The organism is Duganella sp. sic0402 (assembly GCF_019219065.1).
Classification (GTDB): Bacteria; Pseudomonadota; Gammaproteobacteria; order Burkholderiales; family Burkholderiaceae_D; genus Rugamonas.
Genome location: NZ_JAHUWK010000059.1, coordinates 1 through 243 on the forward strand (window position 1 = coordinate 1; position 243 = coordinate 243).

The 243-nt window shown below is 62.1% G+C and carries 1 protein-coding gene; it reads left to right on the forward strand.

Going from position 1 to position 243, the window contains the following annotated elements; translation table 11 throughout:
• A partial coding sequence (locus tag KW842_RS27315; RefSeq protein WP_218307315.1) for a hypothetical protein occupies positions 1 to 243 on the forward strand: 243 nt, incomplete at both ends.

A 243-nucleotide genomic window follows, 5' to 3' on the forward strand; every position in this document is an offset into this window, starting at 1 on the left:
TCGGCGCGATCAACACCACCAACCTGGCCGCCCTGAGCACCAATCAGATCGTCGCCATTGGCACCAACCAGGCTGCTGCGATGAGCACCGCGCAGATCGTGTCGCTGAGCAGCAATCAGCTGAAAGCGCTGGAAACCGAAGACTTCGCCGCGCTGAAAACCGCGACCGTTGCCGCACTGGGCAGCGATCAGGTCAAAGCACTGACCACCGAGCAACTGGCTTCGCTGACCACCGCGCAAGCTG